This window comes from Actibacterium mucosum KCTC 23349 (genome assembly GCF_000647975.1).
Lineage (GTDB): Bacteria > Pseudomonadota > Alphaproteobacteria > Rhodobacterales > Rhodobacteraceae > Actibacterium > Actibacterium mucosum.
Window position 1 is genome coordinate 1 of record NZ_JFKE01000004.1, and the last position, 19093, is coordinate 19093.

Below are 19093 nucleotides of genomic sequence, written 5' to 3' on the forward strand. Positions count from 1 at the left end.
TTTTTTGAGTTTTCTGCAAAAAAAGTCAAAAAAGATGGCAAGGCCCTGTAAAACAAGGCCCTGCAGCCAATTCGCAGTCTGTGCCCCGTTAGGTGATTACGTCTGGGGCGTCCCGGCCGGTCCGTTCCTGAATACCAGCCAATGCGTTTGCGGCATTGGCGACATCCAACAACGCATCCGCGGGGGAATCTGTCAGTCCATCCGGTCCATCAACCGCCTGTTCAAGGTAAACGCGCAGTGTCGCGCCGCTGGTGCCGGTGCCCGAAAGTCGGAACACAACACGTGCACCGCCTTCGAACCAGATCCGAATACCCTGCCCTTCCGACCGGCTGCCATCTACCGGATCGTCATAGGCAAACTCGTCGGCCTTTTTGATTTTCAACGCGGCCGCCTGTTCGCCTGGCAATGCCGGAAGCACAGTTCGGAGGTCATCCATCAGAGAGGCCGCAACCTCGGAATCGATCGCTTCATAGTCGTGCCGACTGTAATAGTTGCGCCCGAACCGCGCCCAGTGATCGGCCATCACATCGGAGACGCTTTCATTGCGGGCCGCAAGGATGTTCAGCCACAACAGCACCGCCCACAGCCCGTCTTTCTCGCGCACATGGTTGGAACCTGTGCCCGCGCTTTCCTCACCGCAGATGGTGGCTCGACCGGCATCCAGCAGGTTTCCGAAGAACTTCCAGCCCGTCGGGGTCTCGAACATCTCGATCCCCAGCGCAGCGGCAACGCGATCAGCCGCGCCCGAGGTCGGCATGGACCGGGCGATACCCGCCAGCCCGTCTTTGTACCCCGGTGCCATATGCGCGTTGGCGGCCAGAACCGCCAAACTGTCGGACGGTGTCACATAGCAGCCTTTGCCAACAATCATGTTCCGGTCGCCATCCCCGTCCGAGGCGGCACCGAAATCAGGCGCGTCCACGCCCATCATCAGGTCCATCAGCGGTTTGGCCCAGATCGGGTTGGGATCGGGATGTCCCTTGCCAAAGTCCGGCGACGGGGTGCCGTTCAGCACGGTGCCTTTGGGCGCACCCAACTGCTGTTCGAGGATCGCGTGGGCATAAGGACCGGTCACCGCGTGCATGGCATCGAAACGCAGGGTGAAACCACCGGCGAACAACTTGCGGATGGCGTCGAAGTCAAACAGCTCGGCCATCAGGGCGGCGTAATCAGTCACGGGATCGACTATCTCGACGACCATGCCGGCCAGCTCGGTCTCTCCCAAAGCATCCAGTGCGATGTCGTCCGCCTCGATCGTCGCATAGTTTTCGATGGTTTTCGTCGCCTCGAAAATGCGGGCCGTGACATCTTCGGGCGCCGGTCCACCATTCGAGATGTTGTATTTCAGGCCAAAATCCTCGTCGATGCCGCCCGGATTGTGGCTGGCCGAAAGGATTAATCCGCCGTTGGCCTCGCGCTTGCGGATCAGGTTTGATGCCGCCGGGGTGCTGAGCAACCCGCCCTGCCCCACGATCACCCGCGCCGCGCCTCCGGCTGCCGCCATGCGCAGGATCACCTGGATGGCGCTGTCGTTGAAAAAGCGGCCATCGCCGCCCACCACAAATGTTTTGCCCGCAACGCCGTCAATTGCCGTGAAAATAGACTGCACGAAGTTCTCAAGAAAATTCGGCTGCATAAAAACACGCGTCTTCTTGCGCAAACCCGAAGTACCGGGTTTCTGGCCCTCGATCGGCGTGGTCTTGATCGTAATTGTCATTTTTGTCCCAATGTTAGTTTCGCCGAACCTAGTCCGGCTTTTGTCCGGGCCTCAAGCGCTGGCCGGCTGTGACGCGCCCAAAAAGCCCAGATTTTCGAATGCGTGCATATTTTCAAAGCGGCAAAATTCAATTGCGCCCAGTTCGATCTCGGGCACAGCCTGCATCAAGAGCGCATTCACCTCGCTGCTGAGTGCGATGGTTGCCTCGGCCTCGGCCTGTGTCTGCCAGCGGATCGGATAAGACAGCGTAATATGAAAACGATAGGTCGCGTGGTCTGGTGCCCGGTAATTCAGGGCATCTGCCATGCGGTCACGGGCCGCGCGCAAAGCCGCATCTTGCGCCGCGGTTGCCCCTGCCACGGTCAACGAGTTGCCCCAAGCGATTTGAACGGGCTGGATTCGAAACTGCTGCGGCAGGTCCAACGACTGCAAAGTGTGTTTGTACAGCGTTGTCACCGCATCGATCGGCATATCAGCGGGCAGATGGTCCGGCCATTTGGGGGCTTCACGTTCTGGGTCATTGCGTCCCTGCATGACGGTCATATGCAGGCTGTTTTCCGGTAGAAACGCATAGGCACCTTGGGGCAACCCCCTGCGCAACCGCGCCTGCGCAGCGCAAAGTGCGTCGTGCGCTGGTCCTTTGGGGATGTGACACAGTGTTGTATTGCCGGCAAAGCGCATCACCTGCCCGTCCGCCGCAAACTTTTGCCCAACCCACACAGGCGCGGCGCCGCTGTCCTTTTGCCCGGTCAAAAAGGCAATCTGTTCCTCGACCGGGATGACGGGCTGGGTCACTGCCCCAACCCCTCGCGCGCGAGGTATTCCATAGACGCGGGAAGTCCCGCCTTGTCCCGCAATTCAAGGATCAGGCGCGGGTCAGCTCCAGTTGCCTTGATTGCCGCGAAAACCGCATGCCAGCGAATGGTACCCTGACCCAGCGCCCAGTGCCGGTCGGCATAGCCGTCGGCGTCTTGCAGATGCACATGGCCCAGCATTTCTCCCGCATGGCGAATGTAATAATCGACGGGCGGCGCGCCGGTGGAACCATGGGCGTAATGCGCATGACCGGTGTCGACGGACAGCTTTACCGCCACACTGTCAAAGCTTTCGGCAAGGATGCGTCGGTCGGCGGGGTTTATATCCTCGATATTCTCCAGCACCAGCGTTACACCCATATCTTCGGCCCGCTTCACAGCGGCGGCCAGCGTGTCATGGGTATTGCCGATCACCGAGGACCGGCCATTGGCGTAGTTGTCAATGTTGTTGTAATCCCACGTGGTATAAGGCGAATGCAGAACCATCGATGTCGCACCCAGCGCCTCGCAGACATCCAAACCCTGCGCCACACGGCGGCGCACAACGTCGCGGATTTCCGGATCGATTGAATGCAGGGTGAACCCCCAAAATGGGCCATGGATACCCAGCCGACCGGTGTACCCGTCCAACAGTTCTTTGTGCGCGGCGGCCAGATCGGCCCAGTCGCTCATCAACACTTTGGCGTCGACAAAGCTCTGCAATTCGAGGTCACGTTGTTTTTCGACGATCCAGTCGCGATAAATACGCAGATCTTCAAGCGCCAACGCAGCGCCAATGACGGGAACAGACATGTCGGGACCTTTATGCTGCAATTCGCAGCCCTTATGGCCCCGACAGGTCACAACATTATGTCATGTTACACCGGGATCAGAACCGACACCGAAAAGCGCGCCTGACGGTCGGTAATGAACTCGACCAATCGCCAACCGCCACGTGCAGCCATCGCTGCCAGACGGTCTTGCGTGTATTTATGGCTGTTCTCTGTATGGATGCTTTCCCCCGCGGCAAAGCGAATGGCCTCGCCGCCCATCACCACGGTTTGTTCCAAGCGCGAAACAAGGTGCATCTCGATCCGAGAATGCGCCTGATTCCACCGGGCCTCGTGGGCAAAAGCGGTCAGGTCAAAATCGGCCCCGCATTCCGCATTCAAACGGCGCAGGACGTTCAGGTTGAACGCCGCGGTCACACCTTGCGCATCGTCATACGCGGCAATCAGCTCGCCTGTATCCTTGACCAAATCGGCGCCCAGAATGAATGCCCGAACACCCGGCATCATGCGGACGCGCGACAACAGCTCTACCGCGCCCTCGGCCTCAAGGTTGCCAATGGTTGAGCCGGGAAAGAACACCGCCTTGGGCATGTCGGCATACTGCGCCGGCAAGGCCATCGCCCCCATGAAATCGGCCACCACCGGCACCACGTCCAGATCGGGATAGTCGCGCACCAGATCGCGCGCCACACCGCCCAGGAACTCGGCCGAGATGTCGGACGGCAGATAGGCCGCGATATGGTCAAAATCATCCAAAAGGATGCGCGTTTTCACGCTGGCCCCGCTGCCCAGCTCAAACAAGGCCCCGTCTTGTGGAACATATTTCGCCAGAGCCCCCACATGTTCGCGCAAAATCGCGGTCTCGGTGCGGGTGGGGTAATATTCGGGCAGTTGCGTGATCTCTTCGAAAAGCTCGCTGCCGCGATGGTCATAGAACCATTTGCTGTCCAGCCGTTTTTGCGGCAGCCCCAGCCCCTGCAGGGCCGATTGCAGCAACTCGTCATTATCGACAACACTTTTGTCCATAAGAAATTATCCGTCCTTGGCCAGCCGCAGACCAAGCATCTGCCAGCGCTGGTGGGGGTAAAAGAAAGTGCGATAGGAATGGCGCATCTGCGCCTTGGGCGTGGCGCACGAGCCGCCGCGCAGGACAAACTGGTTCACCATGAACTTGCCATTATATTCGCCAATGGCCCCCTGGGGCGGCTGGAAGCCGGGATAGGGCAAAAAGGCGCTGCCGGTCCATTCCCAAACATCACCCCAGACACCGGTGCCGGGCAGCGGGCGCAAATTGGCGTTGTCCAGAAAGTTGCCCTCGATCGGGGTGGCGGCGTGGGCGGTTTCCCACTCGGCCTCGGTCGGCAGGCGCGCGCCGGCCCAGCGGGCAAAAGCCTCGGCCTCGTAATAGCTGACATGCACCACCGGCGCGTCCAGGTTCACCGGCTGCGCACCGCGCAGGGTGAAGGTCCACCATTCGCCGTCCTGCTGCCACCAGTAAAGCGGATGCTGCCAATCCTCGGCCCGCGCGCGCGCGATGCCGTCCATCAGCCACAGCGGATCGTTGCCATAACCGCCATCGTCCATAAACGCGATCCATTCGCGGTTGGTGACGGGCCGGTTGGCCATCTGGAACGGTGCCACATAGGTCTTGTGGCGTGGCTGCTCGCAATCATAGGCGAACCCATCTCCGGAATAACCAATCTCGACCAGCCCACCATCATGCCTGTTGAACGCCAAGTCCGGGGCCGCCGTCACCGGCATCGGCTCGGGGTCGCGATAGGCGGGCATCAACGAGTTGTAGGACAGCGCGTGCAGCAGGTCGGTGACCAACAGTTCCTGATGCTGCATCTCGTGATGGCAGCCCAGCTCAACCAGCGTCGCGATCTCGTCCAGATCCTCGCGGTTCGATACCAGCAGCGTGGCAATCGCATCCTCGACATGGGCGCGATAGGCGGCGACATCGGCCACGGTGGGCCGCGAGATCATGCCCCGCTTGTCGCGCGCGTGCCGGGGGCCGGCCTGCACATAGTAAGAGTTGAACAGAAACGCAAAACGGTCGTCGGGCGAGGCATAATTCGCAACCCGAGGCCGCAAAATGAATTCTTCGAAGAACCACGTCGTATGCGCCAGATGCCATTTTACCGGGCTGGCATCGGTCATGGATTGCAGAACCATGTCCTCGGGGTTCAGCGGCTCGACCAGCTTGGCCGTCCGCCCTCGAACGTCGGCAAAAAGCGCCGCAGTTTCGCCGACACTTAGATCGGAATGAAGCGCTGCGTCGCTCATACTGGGGCCTCTTCAACGGTGACCTTGGTGGTATAGAACGACACGCGGCCATTGATCTCGGCGGCGAAATCCAGCGGGCTTTGATAGAACCAGGCGATGTCTTCCTCGATCACGTCGCCCTGCGCATCAGTGAGTGAAAGATATTCCGCGTCACCTTTCAGTGGGCAATGCGAGCTGGACTCGGAAGGCGCATACCGATCCACCAACGCGTCGCGCGGCAGGTACAGCGCCGGATCATAGACGTCGTTGCCGATTTCCTGCAGGCGCAGCGCCTCGGTTGTCTCGGCGATCACAGCGCCCTGATACAGCACGCGCACGCGTTTTTGCACCGGCTTCAACCGCATGAAGTGGGCCGCGTTGGCGGGGTTGTGGATTGTGTGTTTCAGCAGGTTTTCAGTCAGCTGCGCCATGAAAGCTCTCCCTGTGGCGGGCACATGAATCGCAGAGTCATGCCGCCAGATTTCCCGTCGATAAGAACATGGGCGCGCTTCACTTGCGCCCAACATGTTCGTGAATTGTTTCCTAAGGTAGGAAAGGGGGTGGTTCACAACAACAGCAGGAATTGCATCATGCTGGTGCAAAAACGAACCATGCTGACATGATGGTGACGCATCATAGCTGTCACAAAAATTAATCATTTGGTTCATAAATTCTATGCGTCGCGCTGCGACGTTGACGCCCACTTGCGGGCGCCTTGGGGGCGCCCTTCATGCATTGGAGCGAACTATGAACACTCTGCTGAAAGCTGCCGCGCTGTCGCTGGCCGCTGCCCCGGCTTTTGCCGAAACCGAGATCACCTGGTGGCACGCTATGGGCGGCCAGTTGGGCGAAACCGTCAACCAGATCGCCGCTGACTTCAACGCCAGCCAGAGCGACTACAAAATCACGCCGGTTTACAAGGGCTCGTACGAAGAGACCCTGACCGCCGGTATCGCTGCCTTCCGCGCTGGTGAGCAGCCCAACATCATGCAGGTGTTCGACGCTGGTGCCGCAACCGTGATCGGTGCAAAAGGCGCAACTGTTCCGGTTGCTGACCTGCTGGCCGACAACGGTGTTGACTTCGACATCAACGACTACATCGCCGGTGTGCGTTACTTCTACGCAGACGCCGACGGCAAAATGATCGGCATGCCGTTCAACTCGTCGACCCCGATCATGTACTACAACGCTGACGCTCTGGAAGCTGCTGGCGTTTCGGCTCCCAAAACCTGGGAAGAGTTCGCCGACGTGACCGCCCCTGCCCTGAAAGAGGCCGGCTATATCCCGCTGTCGCAGTCGCACCTGCCCTGGATCTTCACCGAGAACTTCTTCTCGCGTCACAACCTGCAGTTCGCTTCGAACAACAACGGTTACGACGGTGTTGACACCAAGATCCTGATCGACAACCCGGCCATCAAAGCCCACTTCACCGCTCTGACCGAGTGGCAGGAAGCTGGCCTGTTTGAATGGTACGGCACCGGCTGGGGCGACAACGCCAAGCCGTTCGAAGAAGGCAAAGTTGCCATGTGGCTGGGTTCGTCGGGTTCGTTTGGCGGCCTGCTGAAAAAAGACCTGGGCTTTGAATTCTCGGCCACCATGTTGCCCTATTGGGAAGCTGTAACCGCCGAGCCGACCCAGACCTTCATCGGTGGCGCAGCCCTGTTCGCAATGGCTGGCAAGTCGGCTGAAGAAAACAAAGCCACGGCCGAGTTCTTCCGCTTCCTGACCGCCTCGGACACCCAGTACTTCTGGCACCAGGCAACCGGCTATGTGCCGATCACCGAGGCCGCTTACGAAGTTGCCAAGGCTGACGGCCACTATGACCGCTTCCCGGCTGCCGAAGTTGGCATCCAGCAGCTGTCGCTGGCCGCTGGTGACTACACCAAAGGCTACCGCATGGGCTTCTACGTTCAGATCCGTGACGTGATGAACCGTGAATACGGCCGCATCCTGACCGGTGAAACCGACGTGGATACTGCGTTCAAAACCATCGAAGAAGAAGCCAACAAGCTGCTTGAGCGTTTCGCCAAGACCCAAGGCTAACTTTCGAATGCAAAAAAGAGGGGCGGCTGCAGCATGCAGCCGTCCTTTGCCATTTGAGTTTCTCCAATAGTTTCAGGGCGATGGAAGATCTATGAAAAATCTTTCACCAATTGGTCAAAAAATGTCGCAAACCTGTCATTCGGCATCCGTAGTTGCTCGCGGGTCCACGTCTGGCAGGTTCGGGCATGTCGCTTTTTGGCACGTCCGCACATGCTGCGATTTGGGCAATTTTCTCCCAACCGCCGGGCATGGAACCCTGTGCGCCGGCAATCTGCCCCTTGGGGCACCAAACTATTGAGACTGCTATGAAACTTCTCCCAATTGTCGCAACCCTCTCGGCGACACTTCTTTCAACTTCGGTTGTTGCAGAAACCCAAATCACCTGGTGGCACGCTATGGGCGGCCAACTGGGCGAAACGGTCAACCAGATTGCGCAGGACTTCAACGCCAGCCAGGACGACTATACGTTGATCCCGGTTTACAAAGGTTCGTACGAAGAGACCCTGACCTCGGGCATCGCCGCGTTCCGCGCGGGTGAACAGCCCAATATCATGCAGGTTTACGACGCAGGCGCTGCCATGATGATCGCTTCGGGTGGCGCGGTGCTGCCGGTGGCGGATCTGTTCGCGCAGAACGGCGAAGAAATCAATGTCGAGGACTATATCCCCGGCGTGCGTTACTTCTATGCCGACAGCAACGCCAAGATGATCGGCATGCCCTTCAACTCGTCGACCCCGATCATGTATTTCAACAAGGACGCGCTGGACGCTGCCGAGGTTGAAGCACCAAAAACATGGGAAGAATTCCAGAACGTCACGGCCCCTGCCCTGAAAGACGCCGGTTATGTGCCGCTCAGCCAGTCGGCCCTGCCCTGGATCTTCACCGAAAACTTCATGTCGCGCCACAACCTGCCCTTTGCGACCAACAACAACGGCTATGACGGGTTCGACACCAAGATCCTGATCAACAATGACGCCCTGAAAGGCCATTTCAAAGCCGTTGCACAGTGGTACGAGGACGGCCATTTCGGTTGGTATGGCACCGGCTGGTCCGACAACGCGCGGCCCTTCGAAGAAGGTAAGGTCGCCATGTGGCTGGGCTCGTCGGGATCGTTTGGCGGCCTGCTGCAGAAGGTAGACTTCCCATTCTCGGCCACCATGCTGCCCTACTGGGAAGGTGTGACCAAGGAACCGACTCAAACCTTCATCGGCGGTGCGGCCCTGTTCGCCATGTCTGGCCATTCGGCCGAAGAAGATCAGGCGACCGCTGCTTTCTTCCGCTACCTGACATCGCCCGAGGTTCAGTATTTCTGGCACAAGGCCACCGGCTATGTCCCGATCACCGAAGCCGCATACGAGCTGGCGCAGAAAGACGGCCATTACGAGCGCTTCCCCGCGGCCGAAGTTGGCGTTCAGCAACTGTCGCTGCCGGGCAGTGACAACACCAAAGGGTACCGTCTGGGCTTTTACGTTCAGATCCGCGACGTGATGAACCGCGAGTTCAGCCGCATCCTGACCGGCGAAACCGACGTGGACAGCGCCTTTGAGGCCATCGAAACAGAAGCAAACCAGCTGATGGCGCGCTTCGCCAAAACCCAGGGCTGATCCTGGCACATAATCCGGGTGACCGTTGCACGACGGTCACCCACACGAAACGAGGAAACCCTTTATGAAACGCGCGGGCTTTTCCAACCCCTGGCTACCGGTGGCATTGTTGCTGCCGCAATTGTCGATCATTGCCATCTTCTTTTATTGGCCGGCGGGTTGGGCCATCCATTCATCCTTCTTCTTGCAAGACCCGTTCGGGTTCGGGTCATCCTTTGTGGGCCTGGACAATTACACCGACCTCTTTGGCGCGGTGGAATACCGCAAGGTGGCGGGCTTTACCGTGATCTTCACCCTGCTGGTCACTTTCCTGTCGCTGGCCATTGCGCTGCTTCTGGCGGTCAAGGCCGACAAGGTGATCCGTGGCGCGCGCAGCTATCGCACGCTTCTGATGTGGGTTTATGCCATCGCGCCGCCGGTGGCGGGATTTCTGGGCATCATGTTCTTTCAGCAGGGCAACGGCCCAATCACCCAGTTCTTCGGGTTCTTCGGGTGGGAGTTCATGCTGGGCGTGAACTATACCGACACCGCCACCGCGATGGTCATCGTTTCGGTCTGGAAACAGATCCCGGTGAACTTCATCTTCTTCCTGTCGGGGCTGCAATCGATCCCGAAATCGGTGCAAGAAGCCGCCGTGATCGACAACAATTCCGGCACCTCGCGGTTCTGGGACATCACGTTCCCCTTGCTGGCGCCCACGGCGTTTTTCCTGCTGATCATCAATATCACCTATGCGCTGTTCGACACGTTCGGCGTCGTGGACACCTTGGTAAAGGGCGAGCCCGGCAACAACCCGCTGACACTGGTCTACAAGGTCTATGTGGACGGGTTCCGCGGCAATGACCTTGGCGGCAGCTCGGCCCAATCGGTGATCCTGATGGTGCTGGTGCTGATCCTGACTGTCTTTCAATTCCGGCTGATCGAACGCCGGATCCATTATACTTAAGGAGGCGCAACATGGCTGAGATCTCCCAAACCATCGCCACCCCTGCTGCGCCGCCGCGTCGGCGGTTCCGCTGGGGCCGTGTATTTGACCACGCCGTCCTGATCCTCGGCTCGGCCTTCATGCTGATGCCTGTGCTGTTGGCCCTGACCACGATGAGCTTTAGCGACGTTCAGATCGAGCGGCAGGGGATCATCTTTGGCCTGTCCGACCAAATGGGCGCGAATTTCACCAAGGCAATGACCGAGAAGTCGGGTTTTACCGAGGCGATCACCGGCACGCGCATGCTGATGAACTCGTTCATTTTGGGCATTGGTTTCGCGCTGGGAAAAATCGTCATCTCGATGATGGCGGCTTATGCAATTGTCTATTTCCGGCTGCGCTTTGCAACTTTCGCCTTCTGGATCATCTTCACCACGCTGCTGCTTCCGCTTGAGGTGCGCATCCTGCCGTCTTACGAGGTGGTGCAGGGAATGGGTCTGACCAATACCTATACAGGGTTGATCGTACCCCTGATTGCATCGGCCACGGGCACGTTCTTCTTCCGACAGTTCTTCCGGTCGGTCCCCGAAGAGATGATCGAGGCCGCACGGATCGACGGTGCCGGCCCGGTGAAGTTCTTTATCGATATCCTGGTACCGCTCAGCCGCACGATGATCGCGGCGATCTTCATCATCATGTTTGTCTTCGGCTGGAACCAATATCTGTGGCCCACCTTGATCACCACCGAAGAGGGTCTGTTCACCCTGGTGCGCGGGATCAAGCAGATCATCCAGGTTTTCGAAGGCGCAACCATTCCCGAATACGGCAAGGGGTTGGCTCTGGCGGTCATTGCCATGATCCCACCCGTCGCCATCGTGGTGTTTTTCCAGAACTGGTTCGTCAAGGGCCTGGTGGAATCCGAGAAATAAGAGGCAGAAATGGCCAAAGTTAGCTTGCAAGACATTCGCAAAGTATATCCCAACGGCGCCGAGGCGGTGACGCCCTCCAGCTTCGACATCGACGATGGCGAGTTGATCGTGCTGGTCGGCCCATCGGGCTGCGGCAAGTCCACGCTGCTGCGCATGGTGGCAGGACTGGAAGACATCACCGAAGGCACGCTGCGCATCGGCGACCGGGTGGTCAACGACGTGGACCCCGCCGACCGCGACATCGCGATGGTGTTTCAGAACTATGCGCTCTACCCGCATATGTCGGTTTACAAGAACATGGCCTACGGGCTGAAAAACCGCAAATTGCCCAAGGACGAGATCGACACCAAGGTGCGTCAGGCGGCCGAGATGCTGAACCTGACCGAGTTCCTGGAACGCCGCCCCAGCCAGCTGTCGGGCGGCCAGCGTCAGCGCGTGGCCATGGGCCGTGCAATCGTGCGCGAACCGGCGCTGTTCCTGTTTGACGAGCCGCTGTCGAACCTGGATGCCAAGCTGCGCAACCAGATGCGGATCGAGATCCGGTCGCTGCAGCGCCGCGTTAACGTAACCTCGATGTATGTGACCCACGATCAGGTCGAGGCGATGACCATGGCCGACCGCATCATTGTGCTGAACCATGGCCGAATCGAGCAAATCGGCACCCCGTCCGAGATCTATAACACGCCGGCCTCAACCTTTGTGGCCAGCTTCATGGGCGCCCCGCCGATGAACCTGATGCCGGCCACGTATGACGGTGCGGGCTACGTTCGGATTGGCGACAAGTCAGTGGCCGTGATTGCCAATGGTGCACCGAAATCTGATGTCCAGTTTGGCGTGCGTCCCGAAAACGTGTCGCTGACGGGTGTGCCCAAGGGTGCCGCCCTTCCCTTCACGCTGGATCTGGTTGAAGAACTGGGTGCATCGCGTCTGCTGCATGGCCGGATCGAAGGGCATTCCTTTGTCGTCAACACCGCCAACACCACCCGCATTCCGGACGGCCCGACCTATCTGGACATTCCAGCCGAGGCCGTGCACCTGTTTGCCCCCGACACCGGCCAGCGTTTGAGCGCCTGATTACAGCCAAGGCCTCTGACACAACCAAATCTTGTGTCAGAGGCATCGTGTACCTCGGTATGTGATCACCTCTGGCCAACGCGTTTTAGAAAAGGCCTGTGCCTAAGGGCGATTAGGAATCGTAGTTGCAAGTGTCCCAGGGGCCATAGAACATCAGTGTATGCCCCGGCAAAGCATCGATAAGCGTTTCCCCCTGTGGGTCGTCGCCTTCATCGTCTTCGCGGACCACCAATCCAAAGCTGTGGCCGTAAAACACTCTCGAAAACGGCTTGACCCAAATCTCTGACGTCACCGTGGCATCGATCTTGGCCAATAGTTTCGGAACGACATCTGTGGCGGTGCGGCAATCTGCATCGCCGCGCAGCCCGCAATTTATCACTTCGCAAGAGATCAGGTGACCCTCTTTGTCAAAAACATAGGCCGTAACGAAGTCGCGCACCTTGCCATCTTCAACCGCCAGCTGGAAATCGATCCAATAGCCGTTCCCCTGCTTGGTCTTTCCGACATGTTGCAGGTGTTCGTCATCGGGCGCCAGTGGGAAGCCTGTTTGGGTTACGTCAGTGCCCTCGACCGCGTCGGCAGAGCTCTCATCCATCTTGGGATGAGGGTCACCTCGACGCCGTGGCCGTCCAAACACGCGCCCCAAGACCTGTCTCAAGAAACCAACCACGCGCTTCACCTACAAAGTTCGACCAATCAGGTTCACGGAATTTGTATGTCTGCGCGATCAAATCGTACAGTGCTTTGTACGCCGTCCAGATAGGTGATGGTAATTGTGACATATTCCACGGAACCCAGGGGCAATCCAACAAAGGGCAGCGCGCCGTTTTCCATTTTCAGGGCGTTTGGGGCGGGCTCTTCGCGATAGCAGGGTTCGGCCTCGAACAGTTGATCCGCCACATCGGTATTCACCCCGTAAGCGATGGCAAACAACCCGCAACGGAAACTGGCCAAATGCGTGAAATACAAAAGATCCTGGCCTTCGTATTCGCGAACCGCGATCCAGTTGGCCTGAGTGACCTCAAGTATGGGTCGCACCTCTTCGGCAGTTGTAAACGCCGCGACAGGACTGCCACTGAACAAGGCGGCAGTGATCAAAGGCAGGGCAACAGAAATCTTCATGCAACATTCTCCTGCTATGGCTGGGCATATCGGGCTGGCCCCTTAAGGGGCTTGCAGCCTATAGTACCGCAAAAAGTGGCTTAGGCAGGGACGAGTATGGCTGCAAAGAAACCAAAACGCCAAAAGTTCAACATCGTCGTCGTGGGGCAAACCGGGCGTTTGTCCTTCGAAGCCATCATGTTTTTGGCCAGTCTGCGCGAAAGCGACCCGGATTTTCCCGGCCGCGTGTTTGTTGCCGAACCGCAACCGGGGCCTAAATGGCCCGGCGATCCGCGTGTCAGCCCACAGCCTGCCCGCGAATTGATCGAGAGTTTTGGCGCCGAGATCGTGCCCTTCGAAAGCCGTGACTTCGGCTGGGCCTATCAATACGGCAACAAGATCGAATGTCTGGAAGCCCTGCCCAAGGGCGAACCGTTCGTCTTTTTTGATACCGATACGCTGGTTACCGGCAAACTGTCAGAAGTGCCCTTTGACTTTTCTCGCCCATCCGCGTCGATGCAACGCGAGGGCACATGGCCAACGATCGAGCTTTATGGCCCCGGCTATACCGAGATATGGAAATCCCTCTATGACAAATTCGGGCTGGATTTCGAAGGCAGCCTGGATACCAGCCAGCCGGACGAATACTGGCAGCGCTACATGTATTTCAACGCCGGCTGGTTCTTTGGCCCCTGCCCCCACGCGTTCGGCGCAAAGTTTCGCGAATACGCCGTGGCGATACGTGACGATGCCCCGGCCCCGCTGGTGTGTCAGCCAATGGACCCCTGGCTGGACCAGATCGCGCTGCCGTTGGTGGTCCACGCAATGGGCGGTGGTCGTCCGGGTCCGGAACTGGATGGGCTGGATGGCGACGTGACCTGCCACTGGCGTGTGTTGCCACTGGCCTATGCGCGAGAAGACGACAGCGTGATCAGCCTGTTGGAATCCGTCACGGCGCCCAACAAGATCAAGAAGGTCATCAAGCTGTATGAGCCGATCAAGCGCATGATTTTCCAGTCAAAAGGCCAGAAAGTCCGCGCGATGTTCGACCGCTCTAACCTGCCCCCGCGCGAACAGATGATCCGCAACCAGATCAAAAAGGCCAACCTCTGGATGCGATAACTGTCTGTCGGTGCATCCTTCCTCTTTCCCACGCACCCCATTCACGCATAGGCTACACGCAACTGTGAATGGGAGGACATCATGACAGACACACCCTTTGGCTTTGAAACGCTGCAGGTTCACGCCGGTGCGCGCCCCGACCCGGCCACCGGTGCGCGGCAAACACCGATCTATCAATCAACCGCGTTTGTGTTCCGCGATGCCGATCACGCTGCGGCGTTGTTCAACCTGCAAGAGGTTGGATACATCTATTCGCGCCTGACCAACCCCACGGTTGCGGTGCTGCAGGAACGCATTGCCACGCTTGAGGGCGGCCAGGGGGCGGTATGCTGCTCGTCCGGTCACGCGGCGCAGATCATGGCGCTGTTCCCGCTGATGGGGCCGGGGCTGAACATCGTTGCCTCGTCGCGCCTTTACGGCGGCACGATCACGCAGTTCAGCCAGACGATCAAACGCTTTGGTTGGTCGTGTACCTTTGTGGATTTCGACGATCTGGACGCGGTCAAGGCGGCCATCGACGACAATACGCGCGCGGTGTTCTGCGAGTCGATCGCCAACCCCGGCGGCTATATCACCGATCTGGACGCCATCGCGGCCATCGCCAATGACGCGCAGATCCCGCTGATCGTCGACAATACCTCGGCCTCGCCCTATCTGTGCCGGCCCATCGAACATGGCGCCACGCTGGTGGTGCATTCCACCACCAAATACATGACCGGCAACGGCACGGTCACCGGCGGCGCCATCGTGGATTCGGGCAATTTCAACTGGACCGCCTCGGGCAAGTTCCCGTCGCTGTCCGAACCCGAACCGGCCTATCACGGGTTGAAGTTCCACGAGACCTTCGGTCCGCTGGCCTTCACCTTCCACTCTATCGCCATCGGCTTGCGCGATCTTGGCATGACAATGAACCCGCAAGGGGCGCATTACACGCTGATGGGGCTGGAAACGCTGAGCCTGCGGATGGACAAACACGTGGCTAACGCCATGGAAGTCGCGCAATGGCTGGAAAACGACCCGCGCATCGAAAAGGTCACCTATGCCGGGCTGCCCTCATCGCCTTATGCGTCGCGCGTGCCGCAGATCTGTCCCAAGGGCGCCGGGGCGCTGTTCACCTTTGCCATCAAGGGCGGCTACGAGGCCTGCGTGAAACTGGTGGATTCGGTAGAGTTGTTCAGCCACGTGGCCAACCTGGGCGACGCGCGGTCGCTGATCATCCACTCGGCCTCGACCACGCACCGCCAGCTGACACCCGAACAGCAAGAGGCCGCCGGTGCCGCGCCCAACGTTGTTCGTGTTTCCATCGGCACAGAAAACGCCGCCGACATCATTGCCGACCTGGATCAGGCTTTGGCCAAAGCGACGGCGTAAAAAACCAAACAGCGATCAGCCGGTCAAAAGCGCCAATCGCGCCCGGCTGATCGTCACACCCGCTATCACGGCGCGCCCGGATCGAGGGTGTCACTCGATCGCATAAACCAGCGATACCTGCGCAGACACGGCCAACTCACCCGGTGCGATCGGCACGTCAGCGGCAAAACTGCGCGCGGCTTCCATCATTGGCATGGGTGAAGGCGAAGCGCCCCCGGCCTCGCTGAGGCTTTGCAATTCGCCGAGTTCTACACCTGCTGCAACGGCATAAAGCTCGGCCTTGCGGCGGGCCTCGGTGACGGCTGCCTTGCGCGCCTCATCCATCGCGGGATCGGGGTCCTGCAATCCAAAGGCAACGCCTTGGAAACGGTTTGCACCGTCCCGGATCACCGCATCCAAAATGCCGCCAAGCTGGTCCAAATCCCGAACACGAACCGTCACCATATTGCTGGCATTGAACCCGTCCACCCGCCGGTTGGTGCCAGAGGAATTGTTCCACACCATGTAGAGGTTCAGCCCCGAGGTCTGAATATCGCGCGCCTCGATCCCCGCCTGTTCCAATGTTTGAAAAACGGCGGCCGTTCCGCGAGACACCTCGGCCATCGCGTCGCTGGCCGATTTCCTTGCCGCCTCGACGCCAAGGGTTATGGTCGCCATGTCCGGCTTGGCGGTAACCTCGGCCCGCCCGGTTACTGTGATCAGACGTTTGTCCATGTCAGCCATGGCAGGCATCGCGATACCGATCGCAACCAGCAAAGTCAGGAAAAATCGCATAAAACTCTCCAAATCTAGGCATTTCGCACCCGTTAGACGCAACAAATCACAAATTCCTTTGCATTGCGCGAAATGCTCGGCAATATCCTGCCACATCAGGGGTAAGGGGATATGTCGGGCTGTCAGGTTCGACCGATAGACGATAGATTTTTAACATGAAACCTCGTTTTGCGCTTTCGCTTTCTCAGGCAAAAGTTGACCTGCATCACCGTGGACCCGACGGATGGGTTGCGGTCGGCTCTGTATCGATCGAAAGCGACACGTTCCTGAAAGACCTTGCCGCCCTGCGCGACAAAGGTATTGAAATGGAACCGCGCGGCATGGATACGGTTCTTGTTCTGCCCGATGACCAGATCCTGTTTACAACGTGTACCGCAGCCCCTGAAGATCGTGCCGCAATTCTGCAGACCCTCGATGGGCTGACCCCCTACCCGGTGGATCAACTGGAATTTGACGCCTGGATTCAAGACGGGCAAACGCATCTGGCGGTGGTCGCCCGCGAAACACTGGACGAGGCAGAAGCCTTTGCCGTCGACAATGTGTTTAACCCTGTTGCGTTCTCGGCTGTTGCGCGAAACAACCATCCGATCTGGCTTGGGCCAACAAAATCGTCCATCGTCATCCTTTCCCGCGACGAAACAGAAAAGCGGGACACGCTTGCTGCTCCGGGCAGCAAGATCAGCACCCCGACAAAAGCAGAAACGCGAAAAGACGCCCCTGCGAAACCCGCGGAAACCACCGACAAGCCGCCCGAGTCCGACGAACCCAAAATCAGCGTCGCGCCCCTCGATCCACCGGAAACACGCCCAACCTTCCTGACCAGCCGTGATGGCAGGCCAAAACCACCAAAGGGCAAGCCCGTGGATGTGGCGCCGCGCATCAGCCTTGGGGCGTCTAAGCCGAAGCTGGAACCCCGTCTTTCGGGCGGGACCGTTGCGGTGACCGCAGCGGTCGCTCCGGTGATCGAGCCGGCTTCGGAAACCGTGATCGAAATGAAGGTGGGGCCGGCGGCCCAGACCAAGCCCAAGGTTGAACCAACCGAGCCCCCCAAGAAAGACCTTTTTGCCGAGAAGCCAGCCGAGGTAGAAAAACCCGCCAGCGTTTCGGTATCGGCGCCGATTGCCACAACAACGCTTGTTGCCCCTCCACCGCCCGCGAACGAGGCGGAAGCGCTGACCGTATTTGGCGCCCGCGCGTCCCAAACACCCAAAAAGTCCGGCCGTCCTTATCTTGCCTACGGGCTTTCGGCGGTTTTGCTGCTGGCACTGGGAGGCGGCGCTCTGTGGATGGCGCTGACATTCAGCAACAACATCGCCACGCTGCCGATCGAAGACCCGGCAGAGATTGCCGCGGCCAGCCCCCGCATTGCTGCCCCGGAATCCACTGTCGTCGTGCCACCCGTGGCCAGCGAACCCTCGCCCGTGGTTGAAGAAGCAGCGCCTGTGTTGAATGCGGCGCAAACCGCCCCCGCGACAGTGCCCAGCATTCCAGCCCCTGTCGAAACCGCGACCCCGGAAACCGTCGAAGTGGCCGCTGTCGCGCCACTTCCCGTGACACAGACTGCGGCGCCGGCGGCGCCCAGCGTACCGCCCCTGGCTGATGCACCCGTTGAGCTGGCATCGTTGCCAGCGACGCAAGGCACAGACCCTGCCGACGCGATAGACCCACGAGAAACGGCCTTCGAAGGCTATGAATTGACCGGCGTTTGGGCCGTTGCGCCAACCGTACCGCCCAGCCCCGCACCCGACCGTTTGGACAGCCTTTACCTTGCGGCCCTGGACCCTGCGGTGCGCGGGGAGGATGCCGTTGCCCTGCCCCTGCTGCAACCTGACGCTTTGCCGGGCTTTGGCTCGCTTGTGTCCTTAGCCCCGGGCCAAACCATTCAATTGGATGAACGCGGCCTCGTGATTCCCACACCCGAGGGCACCATGTCGCCCGACGGTATCCTGGTGTTTGCGGGCAAACCACCGCTGGTTCCGCCGTCGCGCCCGGCCAGCGTTGCGTCCGTTTCGCCAGAAGCCGCCGCCGAGGTATTGCGTGCGCGATTGGCGACCTTTACCCCACGACCACGCCCCGGCAGGTTTGCCGATCAGGCCGAGCGTGCAACGCTTGGCGGGTACAGCCGCGAAGATTTGGCCAATTTCCGCCCCAAGCCGCGCCCTCGTTCCGCACAGGACGACGCACAAGCGTCCGAGCCTGACGCCGAAGGCACCATGGTGGCTTCGCTTTTGCCCAAAGAGCGTCCGGCCGAGAAAGCGGCGGCCATTCAGAAAGAACTGTCAAAACCGGTTGCCCCTGCGGTGCCCGCAACATCGGTCGCTGTTGCACCTCGTATTCCAACCAGCGCCTCGGTCGCGCGTCAGGCCACGGTCGAAGACGTGGTGAATCTGCGGCGCATCACGCTTATTGGCGTTTTCGGAAGCGGTTCAGACCGCAGGGCGCTGGTGCGGCTACCATCCGGGAAAATCGTCAAACTCAAGGTTGGGGATCGCTTGGATGGCGGACAGGTTGCCGCCATTGGCGACGGCGACCTGCGTTACGTCAAGAATGGCCGCAGCATGGTGCTGGACGTTCCCAGCTAAC

Annotated in this window: 17 protein-coding genes; 8 read left to right on the forward strand and 9 right to left on the reverse strand. The window is 59.4% G+C overall.

Annotated features, from left to right (window positions below; all coding sequences use genetic code 11):
• Positions 1-88: 88 nt before the first annotated feature.
• The 6 genes from ACMU_RS09260 to ACMU_RS19455 form a co-directional block, all read right to left on the reverse strand.
• Positions 89-1717, reverse strand: a complete 1629-nt coding sequence (locus tag ACMU_RS09260; protein WP_035258935.1) for an alpha-D-glucose phosphate-specific phosphoglucomutase — start codon at positions 1715-1717, stop codon at positions 89-91.
• Positions 1718-1768: 51 nt separating this feature from the next.
• Positions 1769-2512: a DUF1868 domain-containing protein gene (locus tag ACMU_RS09265; protein WP_051588224.1), complete on the reverse strand. Its 744-nt coding sequence runs from the start codon at positions 2510-2512 to the stop codon at positions 1769-1771.
• Positions 2509-3324, reverse strand: a complete 816-nt coding sequence (locus ACMU_RS09270; RefSeq protein ID WP_035258937.1) for a sugar phosphate isomerase/epimerase family protein — start codon at positions 3322-3324, stop codon at positions 2509-2511. The genes ACMU_RS09265 and ACMU_RS09270 overlap by 4 nt, the downstream gene beginning before the upstream one ends.
• A gap of 65 nt (positions 3325-3389) precedes the next feature.
• On the reverse strand, positions 3390-4328 hold the full coding sequence (gene egtD / locus ACMU_RS09275; protein WP_035258939.1) for an L-histidine N(alpha)-methyltransferase: 939 nt from the start codon (positions 4326-4328) through the stop codon (positions 3390-3392).
• Between the two features lie 6 nt (positions 4329-4334).
• Positions 4335-5588 carry an ergothioneine biosynthesis protein EgtB gene (egtB, locus tag ACMU_RS09280; protein WP_035258941.1) on the reverse strand — a complete coding sequence of 418 codons (1254 nt, stop codon included), beginning with the start codon at positions 5586-5588 and terminating at the stop codon, positions 4335-4337.
• Positions 5585-5998 carry a DUF427 domain-containing protein gene (locus ACMU_RS19455; RefSeq protein ID WP_051588225.1) on the reverse strand — a complete coding sequence of 138 codons (414 nt, stop codon included), beginning with the start codon at positions 5996-5998 and terminating at the stop codon, positions 5585-5587. Before ACMU_RS19455 ends, egtB begins: the two co-directional genes overlap by 4 nt.
• Positions 5999-6314: 316 nt before the next feature.
• On the opposite strand from ACMU_RS19455, the gene ACMU_RS09290 reads away from it, so the two are divergent.
• The 5 genes from ACMU_RS09290 (at position 6315) to ugpC (ending at position 12142) form a co-directional block, all read left to right on the forward strand.
• Entirely contained in the window at positions 6315-7610 is a 1296-nt protein-coding gene (locus ACMU_RS09290; RefSeq protein WP_152544573.1) for an extracellular solute-binding protein, read from the forward strand.
• 305 nt (positions 7611-7915) lie between these two features.
• Positions 7916-9214, forward strand: a complete 1299-nt coding sequence (locus ACMU_RS09295) for an extracellular solute-binding protein (protein WP_051588226.1) — start codon at positions 7916-7918, stop codon at positions 9212-9214.
• A 64-nt stretch (positions 9215-9278) separates the two neighbouring features.
• Complete coding sequence (locus tag ACMU_RS09300) at positions 9279-10160, forward strand: ABC transporter permease subunit (RefSeq protein WP_035258946.1); 882 nt, start codon at positions 9279-9281, stop codon at positions 10158-10160.
• Between the two features lie 11 nt (positions 10161-10171).
• On the forward strand, positions 10172-11068 hold the full coding sequence (locus ACMU_RS09305; protein WP_051588227.1) for an ABC transporter permease subunit: 897 nt from the start codon (positions 10172-10174) through the stop codon (positions 11066-11068).
• A gap of 9 nt (positions 11069-11077) precedes the next feature.
• Positions 11078-12142: a sn-glycerol-3-phosphate ABC transporter ATP-binding protein UgpC gene (gene ugpC, locus ACMU_RS09310; protein ID WP_035258948.1), complete on the forward strand. Its 1065-nt coding sequence runs from the start codon at positions 11078-11080 to the stop codon at positions 12140-12142.
• Positions 12143-12254: 112 nt separating this feature from the next.
• On the opposite strand, the gene ACMU_RS09315 is transcribed toward ugpC, so the two are convergent.
• A complete protein-coding gene (locus ACMU_RS09315) occupies positions 12255-12737 on the reverse strand; it encodes a hypothetical protein (RefSeq protein WP_035258950.1) in 483 nt (160 codons plus the stop codon).
• Positions 12738-12844: 107 nt separating this feature from the next.
• A complete protein-coding gene (locus tag ACMU_RS09320; protein ID WP_035258952.1) occupies positions 12845-13264 on the reverse strand; it encodes a hypothetical protein in 420 nt (139 codons plus the stop codon).
• A gap of 96 nt (positions 13265-13360) precedes the next feature.
• Here ACMU_RS09320 and ACMU_RS09325 point away from each other — a divergent pair, with 96 nt between their 5' ends.
• Both ACMU_RS09325 and ACMU_RS09330 read left to right on the forward strand, forming a co-directional pair.
• On the forward strand, positions 13361-14365 hold the full coding sequence (locus ACMU_RS09325; RefSeq protein ID WP_035258953.1) for a hypothetical protein: 1005 nt from the start codon (positions 13361-13363) through the stop codon (positions 14363-14365).
• Between the two features lie 81 nt (positions 14366-14446).
• Positions 14447-15736, forward strand: a complete 1290-nt coding sequence (locus ACMU_RS09330; protein ID WP_035258954.1) for an O-acetylhomoserine aminocarboxypropyltransferase/cysteine synthase family protein — start codon at positions 14447-14449, stop codon at positions 15734-15736.
• A gap of 90 nt (positions 15737-15826) precedes the next feature.
• Here ACMU_RS09330 and ACMU_RS09335 read toward each other — a convergent pair whose 3' ends face one another.
• Positions 15827-16510 carry an SIMPL domain-containing protein gene (locus ACMU_RS09335; protein ID WP_035258955.1) on the reverse strand — a complete coding sequence of 228 codons (684 nt, stop codon included), beginning with the start codon at positions 16508-16510 and terminating at the stop codon, positions 15827-15829.
• Positions 16511-16665: 155 nt separating this feature from the next.
• Here ACMU_RS09335 and ACMU_RS09340 point away from each other — a divergent pair, with 155 nt between their 5' ends.
• Positions 16666-19092: a hypothetical protein gene (locus tag ACMU_RS09340; RefSeq protein ID WP_035258956.1), complete on the forward strand. Its 2427-nt coding sequence runs from the start codon at positions 16666-16668 to the stop codon at positions 19090-19092.
• Position 19093 lies beyond the last annotated feature (1 nt).

Bases quoted from the DNA above. Each gene is read 5' to 3' on its own strand.
- ACMU_RS09325 (WP_035258953.1), top strand. From the start codon at position 13,361: ATGGCTGCAAAGAAACCAAAACGCCAAAAGTTCAACATCGTCGTCGTG.
- ACMU_RS09260 (WP_035258935.1), bottom strand. From the start codon at position 1,717: ATGACAATTACGATCAAGACCACGCCGATCGAGGGCCAGAAACCCGGT.
- egtB (WP_035258941.1), bottom strand. From the start codon at position 5,588: ATGAGCGACGCAGCGCTTCATTCCGATCTAAGTGTCGGCGAAACTGCG.
- ACMU_RS09330 (WP_035258954.1), top strand. From the start codon at position 14,447: ATGACAGACACACCCTTTGGCTTTGAAACGCTGCAGGTTCACGCCGGT.
- ugpC (WP_035258948.1), top strand. From the start codon at position 11,078: ATGGCCAAAGTTAGCTTGCAAGACATTCGCAAAGTATATCCCAACGGC.
- ACMU_RS09305 (WP_051588227.1), top strand. From the start codon at position 10,172: ATGGCTGAGATCTCCCAAACCATCGCCACCCCTGCTGCGCCGCCGCGT.
- ACMU_RS09320 (WP_035258952.1), bottom strand. From the start codon at position 13,264: ATGAAGATTTCTGTTGCCCTGCCTTTGATCACTGCCGCCTTGTTCAGT.
- ACMU_RS09315 (WP_035258950.1), bottom strand. From the start codon at position 12,737: ATGGATGAGAGCTCTGCCGACGCGGTCGAGGGCACTGACGTAACCCAA.
- egtD (WP_035258939.1), bottom strand. From the start codon at position 4,328: ATGGACAAAAGTGTTGTCGATAATGACGAGTTGCTGCAATCGGCCCTG.
- ACMU_RS09300 (WP_035258946.1), top strand. From the start codon at position 9,279: ATGAAACGCGCGGGCTTTTCCAACCCCTGGCTACCGGTGGCATTGTTG.
- ACMU_RS19455 (WP_051588225.1), bottom strand. From the start codon at position 5,998: ATGGCGCAGCTGACTGAAAACCTGCTGAAACACACAATCCACAACCCC.
- ACMU_RS09270 (WP_035258937.1), bottom strand. From the start codon at position 3,324: ATGTCTGTTCCCGTCATTGGCGCTGCGTTGGCGCTTGAAGATCTGCGT.
- ACMU_RS09335 (WP_035258955.1), bottom strand. From the start codon at position 16,510: ATGCGATTTTTCCTGACTTTGCTGGTTGCGATCGGTATCGCGATGCCT.
- ACMU_RS09340 (WP_035258956.1), top strand. From the start codon at position 16,666: ATGAAACCTCGTTTTGCGCTTTCGCTTTCTCAGGCAAAAGTTGACCTG.
- ACMU_RS09295 (WP_051588226.1), top strand. From the start codon at position 7,916: ATGAAACTTCTCCCAATTGTCGCAACCCTCTCGGCGACACTTCTTTCA.
- ACMU_RS09290 (WP_152544573.1), top strand. From the start codon at position 6,315: ATGAACACTCTGCTGAAAGCTGCCGCGCTGTCGCTGGCCGCTGCCCCG.